Raw genomic sequence first — 11,626 nt, 5'->3', positions numbered from 1 at the left:
TAGTAAACGAAATTGTATTGGTAAAAAATGGTTTAGGAGAAGTTTTTTGGCCTGTTTATAATGTCAATAATATTGGAAATATGATTCCGGGCGAAGGCTATCAGGTAAAGATGACGAATTTTGTTAGCTTGACTTATCCCGCTAATTAATTACTTTAGTAGCTGAATATTATAATATGAAATTTTATTATTAGTAAAATTATAAATATAGAATAATTTCAAATATATAACCTCCTGAAAAGTTAATCATTTAAATGTCAAGCAAAAATATAAAATAAACTAATGCTTAATCACCTTCCTAACAAAAACCTTTTTTTCGTTGTACAATTTTAATAAATAAATACCGGCAGTTTCTTTACTTAAGTCAATTTTTTGCTCAAAACCTCTGCCTAACATCAATTTATGATTTTGAATCAAGCTGCCTTGCTGATTATAAATTTCCAGTCTGGATTCTCCATAAAGTCCTTCTACCTGAATATTATAAATTCCTTTCGAAGGATTTGGATAAATCAAAAGTATCTCCTCTTCTAAATCTATAGGCTCTACATTGGCAATTTCTCCATAGGAGAAAGAATATCGTAAACTATGCCCAAAATCCGGATCAAAAACTTTCAGATTTACACTATTTATTTTCCTGATCCAAAAATAGCCCTCACCTTGGTCAGGATTAGCCCAATAGCTAAGCCCATCGTTATCTTTATCCAACAATTCCAAAGTATAACATCCTTCTACAAAATGAAGAGTATCTTTATATAATGTATCAGCAATATGCCCATATCTATAAATAATGGTATCTCCATTTATGTCTTTAATTGTATAAGAATTGCTATTTGCAAAATCATTTGTCTTAAACCATACTACAATCAGTTGGTCATACACATCAGGCATATTATAATGACTTGAAATCATATCGTTTTCAGTATCTTGATCTTGCTGTCCATTTGGATTTAGCACCCTTGCTGAAAATATGTTCTGACCATCTCCATACCAAAAACTTTCATCATTAACAGGAAGTTCAACAATATCTTTTTCTCCAAATTTGAGGTTTCCCGTCCAGGAAAAAGTTTTCGTAGGTCCGCCCGAAACTTTATATTCAATATCCACATTGCTCAGAATTTGTGAACCATTGTTACGAATTACAACTAAAGGCTCCGAACACATTGGGTTTTTCCTTGCATAATAGTCGGCATCTGTTGGAGCCATAATTTCATAAAGTTCAGCATCGTACTCATCTTTTGCATTGCCATATTGAATTAGTTGCATTGCAATAACATAATTTCCATTTCCCATACCCTCATTATCAGCCGGAACAGCTGTGATGCTATAGTCAATATCGACAGAATCTGAATTTATGTATGATGAAATATTAAATTCTACATCGTGAACAATGTCGCCGGGACACCATCCTTCGCGAGCACCAGGCCATGTTCCACCCTGTGGATAAACAGGATTTAATGCACAATCGTTATATTTAAATATGTGCCAATCTGCTACATCAATTCCATTGACTGATAAATAATGAGTGTTGTCCTTCCATTCGCAACAGTGAGGATAAGTGGCATCGTTGCTGTTATGCCCATGACCTGTAAGTCTTGTCTTCACTTTATAAATATTACTGCCGGCTACTAAAGGAACGGAGGTATTACTTAATTGAGAATCATCGCTTAAATACTTATACCTTATCGATTTACGATTTTCATGCCAAATATGACTAACTTTTAGAACATCAGCTTCTGGTTCACCTTTAATAAATTCGAAACGCAAATCTATTAGTTCTTGCTGGTTTCCTGCCGAAATATCAACTGAATCAACCAAAATATGTCGATAATCAGTAACATCATAAATCCAGGTTTTACCATTTGGTCCTAAGGTCATATATTTTCCATAAGGAGTTATATAGCGTGCAATTTCGTACTGAACCAAAGATGAGTACCAAATTTTGCTTTCTTTATAAATTATTGAATCGGCCTGAAAAAGACAAGAATCTATAACTTCTCCGCTATACAAATCGTAAGTATAACAGTAATCTCCTGCATCCCAAACAATGGCTGTGTCAGTTATCAAATTTGGATGATTTTCTATATCCTCAGTAATTTGGTAAGGCAAACTCGGATTATTTCTATAATAAACAAGTGTTGGATTTCTCATTACACTATCAAGTACAGCAAGGGAGTCGATAGTAGATGTATAAATACCTTGTTCAAAAATTAAATTTGGACGAGTTTGGCTTTCGTTGAAACCATTAAAAAGATTTTCGGCACGTACAATATTTCTCCATGCTGCTCCCTTTAACTTTCCATCAACCTGATTGATTGGGCTTTCGTCAGCAACTGTTGAAACCAAACCATCATTATAATTATACAAAGCCTGCAAATTGTTGTAATTTGGATGCGAATTATCAATTTTTTTGTTCCTCCAGCTTCGAATAATACTATCTGGCAAAGCTGTATTCCAAACCCTAAATTCGTCAATTTTTCCATTGAAATAATATGAGCTCCATCTTCCAGTCCAGAGTTCGTGACTATCTGTATTTATGGAGGCTTCCTCCTTCCCTACCAATTCTCCATCGTAAAAGAATTTTAAAGTATCGCCATCGTAACTCATGGCATAGTGATGCCAGCTTTTACTTGAACCAGAAATTGTAATATCAAACTCGCCGGAACCCCAGGTCTGCACTCTCCATTTATCAAGAGTACTTAATGTTCGCAGAGAAAAATCCATTGAAGTAGAGCCAGTAATTCCTCCCTGAAAAAGCCCACCATTATTGAAAGCGTTGGTATATCCCCACATCTCGTAAGTTCTTGGGCTACTACCAATTTGTTGAGCTCCATTTCCAAAATCTACATAAGATCCTCCCGAGCTTTGAGATTGAACAAAATTTATTCCTGAAGAAAATATTCCTGAATTTACAGAATTTGCTTGACTTGCAATTAATATAGGATTTGAGCCTTGTCCTTCGTAGCTAAGTTCAACTACCACCGAAAGCGTATCTATCCAATTAAAAACCTCATGAAACTGAAAATCAATCCAGCCAGCTTGGTTAATCTGAACATTGCTATAAAACACCGTTTGTAAGGAATCTTGCAGTTCATCTGTTGATAAAGAATTAAGATTCACATTCTTCATTTTGATTCTAAGTTTTTCAATAGAGCCGCTACTTGATAAAGAATATAATCTGAGACCACTAATATCTCCAGAATCTAAGCCCGCTGCAATTAGTTCTGATGCAGAATATAAATATTGAAATTTACTGCTGGCATTTTCTGCATTAAATATGTTGCAAGTATCAACTCCACTTCCAATAATTGCAGTATCGAAACTCATAGTATCAATGTGAGAAATGTTGTATTGCCATGATTGAAAATAATCCCATAAAACTGAATTTGACAAAGCAAAACTATCAGGAGTTGAGCCATTTACAGTAAAACTATTAGCAGAATTATATGTAGAATCCAAAATCCCTCGATTATCGTAAACTGTTGTATATGTCAAATAATCCCATTCGCCGCAATCATATTGATCTTGCGTGGTTGCAGCATCGCATTTTAAAGTGTAATACATTAAAATCTTTTTAAACTGAGTTGTATCATCCGGAAATTTGTAAATATCTCTTCGATTGGTAATGTCATTGAATGTCAGGGTTTGCACTGAAATTGTATCCTGAGCATAGCTACTAATACTAATTATCAGAAGGAAGAAGTAAAAAAGAGAATTTTTCATGCTTATATATTCTTATGAATTTAAAATGAATTGCAATTTTCTGTTTTTTTGAATTATTAATTTAGAAATTGGGGCATTAAAGCAAAACAAGTACAGAAATGAAATTATAGCAAAATAGCCGGAAAATTTCATGATTCTAAAATTTCATCAGACTTTTTTGTTACACGTTTAGAAATTGCAATTCCAACTTCGTACAAAATCAACAATGGAACCGAAACCAAAACCTGAGAAAAAATGTCGGGAGGTGTAATTATTGCCGATAATGCAAGAATAATTATTAACGAATGCTTACGATATTTTCTCAAAAATTCGGGGCTTACCAAACCAATTTTACTTAGAAAAAAAACCAAAATAGGTAACTCGAAAATCACACCACTTGCCAAAACTACTGATGTTACAGTTGATATATACGAGCTCAGATTTATCTGATTGTTCACCTGTTCGCTCACTGTATAAGATCCTAAAAAATGAACTGATAACGGAACAATTATATAATATCCGAATGCAACACCCAGCAAAAAAAGAAGAGAGCTATATACAATACCGCCTCTCGATTTTTTCCTTTCCGATTTACGTAATCCGGGTTTAATGAAAGACCATACTTCGTAGATAATATAAGGAAATGCAATAACAAGACCAAGAACCAATGAAACCATAATATGGGTAGAAAATTGCCCAGCCATTTTTATGTTAATAATATCAAAAGGTTGCCTATTTATGCATAATTTTTCCACCCCAACCCATGTTCCAAATTGGCATAAAAGCCTATTCGTGAAAAATTCGGGAGTTTTGGGAGCGATTATTATTTCGTCAAAAATTATTTTATGAAAAACAAATGCTGTAATTGCTAAAACCATAACGGCTAAAACACTCCTGACCAAATGCCAACGCAGAGCTTCAAGATGTTGCAGAAACGACATTTCATTTTCTTCAATATTTTGTCTGTTCTCCATAAAACTTTTAAAGTATTTGTTTCGTCTATTTTGACTTATTTATACTATACCTTCTTTTAAAATATCGTGCAAATGAATCATTCCAAGATATTTACCATTTTCTGCTACAATTAGCTGAGTTATATTGTTTTGCTCCATCAAATTGAAAGCACGGCTTGCCATTGCATGTGGCTCAACAGTTTTTGCAGCTTCCGACATAATATCTTTGGCAGTAAGTTTTTCTATCGATTCATTTTTTTCTAACATTCGCCGAATATCACCGTCAGTAATTATTCCAATAAGATTTTCAGAATTGTCTAAAACTGCCGTTGCACCAAGTCTTTTCGATGAAATTTCCATAATAACATCCTTTACTATCGAATTTAGATTAACCTTAGGAACTTCATTGTGAACAAACAAATCGCTTACTCGCATATACAGTTTTCTGCCAAGGGAACCTCCAGGATGCGTTTTTGCAAAATCGTTTATTGAAAATTTTCTATGGTCGATTAAACAAATGGCTAATGCATCTCCAATTACAAGCTGAGCGGTAGTGCTCGAAGTTGGCACTAAATTGTTAGGACAAGCTTCATTTTCTATTGTTGCTTTTAAAACATAATCGGCTTTTTTTGCCAAAAAAGAATCTGTATTAGAAACTAAAGCTACAAGTTTATTTCCAAGATTTTTTATCAATGGAACCAAAACTTTTATTTCCGGTGTATTCCCACTTTTCGACAAACACATTACAATATCGTCTTCCAGTACAATCCCCAAATCGCCATGAATGGCATCGGCAGCATGCATAAAAATTGCAGGTGTGCCGGTCGAATTTAGTGTTGCTACAATTTTGGAAGCGATAATAGCACTTTTGCCAATTCCTGTAATAATTACTCTACCTTTACTATTGAAAATTATTTCCACAGTTTTTGCAAAATCATCGTCGATATAATTCGCAAGTTTTTTTACAGCTTGTGCTTCCTCTTCAATGGTATTGATAGCCAGTTGTTTAATATGCGAATACTTGCTCACTTCTAATTTTTTATTTTTTATTTTTTATTTCCTATTGTCTTTCATTAAATTCCTTCAAACCATCGTCCAAAAAGTCCACAAAAAGATCGACATCAAGATTATAAGCACGAGGTTTTGTAAGCAGGTTTTTCCTGATATGTCCAGAATCGCTCAAATTTCCTTTATTATCGAGTAAAACATAATATGGTTGTGCATTTACATTAAATTGGGAAATTTGAAAATCGGCATAAATCTTACCAATTGTTTTTTTCAATTTACTATCGTAAGAAGATTTTATCCACTCATTTTCAGGCAGTTTATTTTTGTCATCGACATATAGTGCAATAATTACAAATTCTTCTTTCAGTTTTTGCAGAACACGTGGTTCCGACCAAACATTTGATTCCATTTCACGGCAATTTACGCAACCATGCCCGGTGAAATCTATAAAAATTGGTTTGTTTTGTTCTTTGGCACAAGCCAATCCTTGTTCGTAATCGAAATATCCTTCCAATCCGTGCGGTAGATGAAGAAATTCGTGATATTTTGGACTATCGCAAATACTCGATTTCTCGGAAGTTCCAGAAATTTTTGCATTATCGCGAATTATCCCATGCAAATCGAAATCGTGTGATGTTTGAGGAGGTAAATATCCCGAAAGTGCTTTTAAAGGAGCACCAAACATTCCTGGGAATAAATAAAGAACAAAAGTAAAAGTAATTATTGCTAACATTAGACGTGGGAAACTCAAATATTTCAAATCGCTGTCATGACTAAATTTTAATTTACCAAGTAAATATACTCCCATCAATAAAAAGATTATTATCCAAAAAGCAAGATAAACTTCTCTGTCAAGAATTCCCCAATGATAAGTTTGGTCGGCGATACTTAAAAATTTCAGCCCAAGAGCTAATTCAAGAAAACCAAGAACAACTTTCACAGAATTGAGCCAGCCACCCGATTTGGGAAGATTGCTCAACCACGACGGGAATAAGGCGAAAAGTGTAAAAGGCAAAGCAAATGCTAATGAAAATCCAAACATCCCGACAATTGGTTCAAGCACATCGCCACCTGCCGACTGCACCAAAATTGCTCCAACTATTGGTCCTGTACACGAAAATGAAACTAAAACTAATGTGAATGCCATAAAAAACGATCCTGAAATTCCGCCTTTGTCAACTTGCTGGTCAGATTTATTTATCATCCAACTTGGAAGGGTAATTTCGAACATGCCAAGAAATGAAGCCGCAAAAATCACAAAAATTAAAAAGAACAACACATTTGGCAACCAGTGAGTACTGAGCCAGTTAGCAAAATTTGCTCCAAGAGTAACTGCAACAATAGTTCCGATAACAGTATAAATTGCAATGATTGAAACACCGTAAACTGTAGCTTGAAAACGTCCTTTCGCCTTACTGCTATTGTTCATGAAAAAGCTTACAGTCATAGGTATCATAGGAAAAACGCAAGGTGTGAGAATTGCCAGTAGCCCTGCACCAAAGGAAAACCAAAAAAGTAACCAAATCGAGTCGTTGCCGGAAAGTGGGTTTTCAATCTCAACAATTTCCGGCTCCCGCACTTGACTTTCTGTTTTTTTACTACTTGCTTCATTTTCATGCGAAATGGAACTTTGCTCTGCTTGAATTTCGCCATTTGCATTGAATGCGAATTCATATTCAGCTTCGGCAGGCGGAAGACAACGCTCATCGTCGCAAACCATAAATTCTATAAAACCCTTTACAGCAAATGGCTTATCAGTAAGAATTTTGACCTTCTGCTCGAATATGGCTTCAATGCTAAAATAAGCAAGATCCATTTTGAAACTTTTGTCAAACTCTGTTGTAGCCTTACTTTTTTCGATTACTTTTCCGACAAGTTCATAATCTGTCGATTCGTCGAAAAAAAATCCGGTAGGTATTGGCCCACCCTCTTCAATATTTTGAGAATATAAGTGCCATTTTTTTTCAATATCTGCTTTGAAAATTAAAACTACCTCTTTTTCATTTATTTGCTCAGAAGAAAATTTCCACTTCACAGGTTCCAGAATTTGAGCTGAACTGCTTATAAATGCCAAAACCAAACCAATTACTATAAAATACTTTTTCATACTATCTATTATTTCAAAAACTTCACAAAAATATATTTTTTCGCAATAACAAAAATTGTGCAAGCTAAAGTTTATTACGATATTTTGTCTATTACTAAAAGTTAATATTTATTAAAATGGGCTAATTAAAAAAAAAACATAGCTTTATTGCAGATATAGAAACACTTAAAGTTCCTATAACCATTTTCATGTAACAAATCTAAGTTCCTTTTTTCTGGCTTGATGGCAGCAATTGGTTTTATATGAAAATGTAAAAAAGTATTAGAACATTATTTCTTCGTAGCTAATCAGTGTTGAAAATAATGAATATATGGGCTTTCAAAATCTTTAATAAACTTTGTAGTTCTTTGAGTCACTTTGTGTAATAGCAGTTTCAAAAAGAACCACAAAAAAGACACCGAGTTTCACAGATTAAACTTATCAATAACTCTAATTTTCTGACACAGATTACTTACATTTTTTTATTTCACAAACTTCTTCAATGAAAATATTAAATTATCAATTTCAAATTTCACAAAATAAATTCCATTTGACAAATCTTCTGTGTTCATTTTAATAAAATGTTCCCCCATAGTTTTTTTACTTGTTTCTGAAGCTATTACATTGCCAATGCAATCATAAATTGAAATTCTAATGCTAGCATTTTCATTAATTGTAAAATCAATATTCAGAAAATCGTTCACCGGATTTGGATAAATTGAAAATTGCATTTCTTCAAAAGATGGGCTTGAACCAATGTTTTCAATGATTTCATTATCAATAATCGTAAAAGAAATGTCTCCAATTTCAGGATTTGTCTCATTCACAATTACTTCGATATTTTCTGAAACAAAACCTGCTTTTTCAACATTTATATAATACAGATTGTAGGGTAAATCAGTAAATTGATAGTTTCCATTTATATCAGTTAATGTGCATAAAATTTCATTGCCAAGATCATCGTGTAAAAATACCGGAATATTTCTTACAGTAAAGCTATTGGAACTTTTTGATGTTAATCTGCCAAACCAGTTATTATCGAAAATATTTGCTTCATACAAACTATCATGATCGAAAAATACTGTTCCACTAATTGTCCCATTCCCATTAGTTGCTAAAGTTGCATGAGGCAAAGTAATATTGACAATTTCTAAACTATCCTCAATGCTAATAGGAGTAGTTTGCTCCCATCTTAGTATATTACCATTGTAAGTTGGCAAATATGAGTATAAACTAAAATTAGGTATAGCTTGAATTAAATAATCTTTATATTGGATATCTGCAAATTGGTATTGTCCATTAGTGGAAAATATATAGTCTATTGCATTGAAACTATTATTTGTTGAAATATACAAAATCACGACTACAGATTGTACAAGCTCTTTAGTGCTGGTATAAACCTGACCTGTGATTGTTGATGAAGGTTGATTTACGCTTGCACTGTTAGATAGAAAACATCCATTATAGTCAGTAACTGTGAATAAATAATTACCTGCATATAAAGATGTAAGATTTGATGATGTAGCTCCATTAGACCACTGGTATGAGCATGGAGGAGTACCCCCTGTTACTTGTAAATTAATTTCTCCATCGGCGCCACCGGGAGAACTCACGTCTAAAATCGAAATATTTATCTGCAATTCATTAGGTTCAATAATTTCAACACTATCAGTAAACGTGCCGGTAGAATCAGTAAATGTTAAATAATACCAGCCGGAATTTAGATTATTGATACTACTTGTTGTTGCCCCATTCGACCATAGATAATCATATGGAGGTGTACCATAAATAGTAACAACCTCGGCAGAACCATCAACATCTCCATAACAAGTTATGTCTGTTGGATTAATATAAAACAAAGTTGGAGCCGGCCCGACAATAAGGGAAGTTAAGGCACTGATGCCATTCCGAGCGAATAAATTAGAATGTGGAAAAGCGTTAGTATCCAAATCAAAAGTAGCAATTGCTTGAAACTCAGTATTTGTTGAGGCTTGCCAAATTTTCCACTTGAAAGTTTCGCCAAGAATAAAACCATCTCCTCCAACATCAACCTCCCATGCGGTTATTGAGTTATTTATGCCAGTCCATTCAAAATAACCACCACATCCAGTGCCATTTGTTGAATCGAAAAAGACTCCAATATAATCTCCACTACTGATTGGTGTACCGTTTATCAAAATCGGTATAATGTCTTGAATAAGAATGGTGTGGTTGTATTCTGTAATAGTATATGACCAGTTAGGTTGCGAAAATGAAAAAGAATTACATAGAAAAAGTGATAATACTAAAACTTTTAGACCTAAAAATTTCTTATTAGAAAAAATTTGTGCTTTCATAATTTTTGGTTTAGTTGATGAAACTAAGTTTAATACAATTTATTTTTAAAGCTTAACAATTCATTCATAAGCATCTAATAATTTTTGTAATGCAATTGTGATAATATGTGTTTATCTATTTAATAAACTTTCCAAAAGATAATACTTTATTATTTTTTTCAAGCTTAACAAAATAAATACCATTTGACAAAGCTTCAACATTTTTCTTAATTGAATATTCACCTTTTGTTTTTTGGTAGCTTTCAGTAAATATCTCATTTCCAATACAATTAAAAATTGAAAGTCTTATCTTTGCATTTTCAGATATCGAAAAATTGATGTTAAGAATATCGTTTACCGGATTTGGATACATGAAAAATCCTTGATCTTCAGAATTGGAAATTGTGCCAATATCTTGTACAATCTTGTCTTTAATGAGAGTAAATGAAATGCTATCTACGTCAGGTTCAGTTTCATAGAGAATAATTTCTGCATTTTCTGAAGAAAATCCGGCATGTTCAACTTTAATATAATAAAGATTATATGGTAAATTTTCAAATTGATAACTACCATCAATATTTGTTAGTGTACATGAAATAGGATTTCCGAGATCATCAAGTAAAAAAACAGTAATATTTCTTGCAGCTATACTTTGGGAAGTGTTTTTTGAACCTCCTCCAAACCAATTGTTTTCAAAAATTGCAGATTCGTAAATGCTATCGTGATCAAAAAATACTGTTCCACTAATAGAAGCAATTCCATTTGCATTCAAACTTGTTGGGGGCAGATTTATATCAATTCCATGTAAACTATTGTCAATTGTAATAATATTTGCTTGTTCCCAACTTCTGTTGTTTCCATTATAAACAGGCAAATAAGAAAACATTTCGAAATTTGGAATGGCATGAACTATATAATTTGCATTTTCCATATTTACAAATGAATAGTGTCCATCATTTGAATAAAAATAATCTATAGCTTTATAACCATTATTTGTTATTTCATACAAAACTACTATTGCAGAGTAAACTAATTGTTTTGTCCCAGTTGAAATATAACCTGCTATCATGCTATTGCAGTTCACAACTAAAGACGTTAATGCACTCATCCCATTACCCGCAAAGAATCCTAAATCTGGAAATTCGGTGGTATTGGTATTATATGTCGGGACTGCATCAAATTCAAGATTAGTTGAGGCTTGCCAGATTTTCCATTTAAATGATTCTCCATCAATAAATCCGTCACCTCCTACATCCATACCCCAGGCTGTTATGGCACTATTACTACCATTCCATTCAATATATCCGCCACAGCCGGCACCATAGGTCGAGTCAAAAAATACCCCTATATAATCCCCACTGGTAATTTGATTTCCATTTATTGTCAGTGGAATTATATCTTGAATGAGAATCGTATGATTTACTGCTGATGTGGAAAAAGTCCAATTTGGTTGAGCAAAGGTGCCATTACTAATAAATGAAAATGTTAATACCAAAGTAATTCTACCAAGCCATACTTTGTTGATTTTTGTTAGTATATTCATAATTTTTACTTTACAATAATTAA

At 33.2% G+C, this 11,626-nt stretch carries 7 protein-coding genes; 1 reads left to right on the top strand and 6 read right to left on the bottom strand.

The genetic code is table 11. The annotated features are described in order from the left end of the window. Positions 1 to 149: hypothetical protein (locus tag HN894_05680; GenBank protein ID MBT7142809.1), on the top strand; the 149-nt coding region annotated here is incomplete at its 5' end. 129 nt (positions 150 to 278) lie between these two features. Here the strand turns inward: HN894_05680 and HN894_05675 are convergent. The 6 genes from HN894_05675 to HN894_05650 all read right to left on the bottom strand — a co-directional run bounded on the left by HN894_05675 (position 279) and on the right by HN894_05650 (position 11,603). Continuing rightward, positions 279 to 3,719 carry a T9SS type A sorting domain-containing protein gene (locus tag HN894_05675; protein ID MBT7142808.1) on the bottom strand — a complete coding sequence of 1,147 codons (3,441 nt, stop codon included), beginning with the start codon at positions 3,717 to 3,719 and terminating at the stop codon, positions 279 to 281. A gap of 128 nt (positions 3,720 to 3,847) precedes the next feature. Then, a complete protein-coding gene (gene tatC, locus HN894_05670) occupies positions 3,848 to 4,672 on the bottom strand; it encodes a twin-arginine translocase subunit TatC (protein MBT7142807.1) in 825 nt (274 codons plus the stop codon). A 39-nt stretch (positions 4,673 to 4,711) separates the two neighbouring features. Next, complete coding sequence (locus tag HN894_05665; GenBank protein MBT7142806.1) at positions 4,712 to 5,662, bottom strand: KpsF/GutQ family sugar-phosphate isomerase; 951 nt, start codon at positions 5,660 to 5,662, stop codon at positions 4,712 to 4,714. 49 nt (positions 5,663 to 5,711) lie between these two features. Continuing rightward, a complete protein-coding gene (locus HN894_05660) occupies positions 5,712 to 7,766 on the bottom strand; it encodes a DUF255 domain-containing protein (GenBank protein MBT7142805.1) in 2,055 nt (684 codons plus the stop codon). Between the two features lie 461 nt (positions 7,767 to 8,227). Then, positions 8,228 to 10,081: a T9SS type A sorting domain-containing protein gene (locus HN894_05655; protein ID MBT7142804.1), complete on the bottom strand. Its 1,854-nt coding sequence runs from the start codon at positions 10,079 to 10,081 to the stop codon at positions 8,228 to 8,230. Between the two features lie 115 nt (positions 10,082 to 10,196). After that, entirely contained in the window at positions 10,197 to 11,603 is a 1,407-nt protein-coding gene (locus HN894_05650; protein MBT7142803.1) for a T9SS type A sorting domain-containing protein, read from the bottom strand. Positions 11,604 to 11,626 lie beyond the last annotated feature (23 nt).

This window comes from Bacteroidota bacterium, assembly GCA_018692315.1.
Taxonomy (GTDB): domain Bacteria; phylum Bacteroidota; class Bacteroidia; order Bacteroidales; family JABHKC01; genus JABHKC01.
Note: the sequence above shows the minus strand (reverse complement) of the source record. Positions and strands in the feature narration are given on the sequence as shown.

Coding starts and splice junctions, on each gene's coding strand:
- HN894_05660 (MBT7142805.1), bottom strand. CDS start 7,766: ATGAAAAAGTATTTTATAGTAATTGGTTTGGTTTTGGCATTTATAAGC.
- HN894_05675 (MBT7142808.1), bottom strand. CDS start 3,719: ATGAAAAATTCTCTTTTTTACTTCTTCCTTCTGATAATTAGTATTAGT.
- HN894_05650 (MBT7142803.1), bottom strand. CDS start 11,603: ATGAATATACTAACAAAAATCAACAAAGTATGGCTTGGTAGAATTACT.
- tatC (MBT7142807.1), bottom strand. CDS start 4,672: ATGGAGAACAGACAAAATATTGAAGAAAATGAAATGTCGTTTCTGCAA.
- HN894_05655 (MBT7142804.1), bottom strand. CDS start 10,081: ATGAAAGCACAAATTTTTTCTAATAAGAAATTTTTAGGTCTAAAAGTT.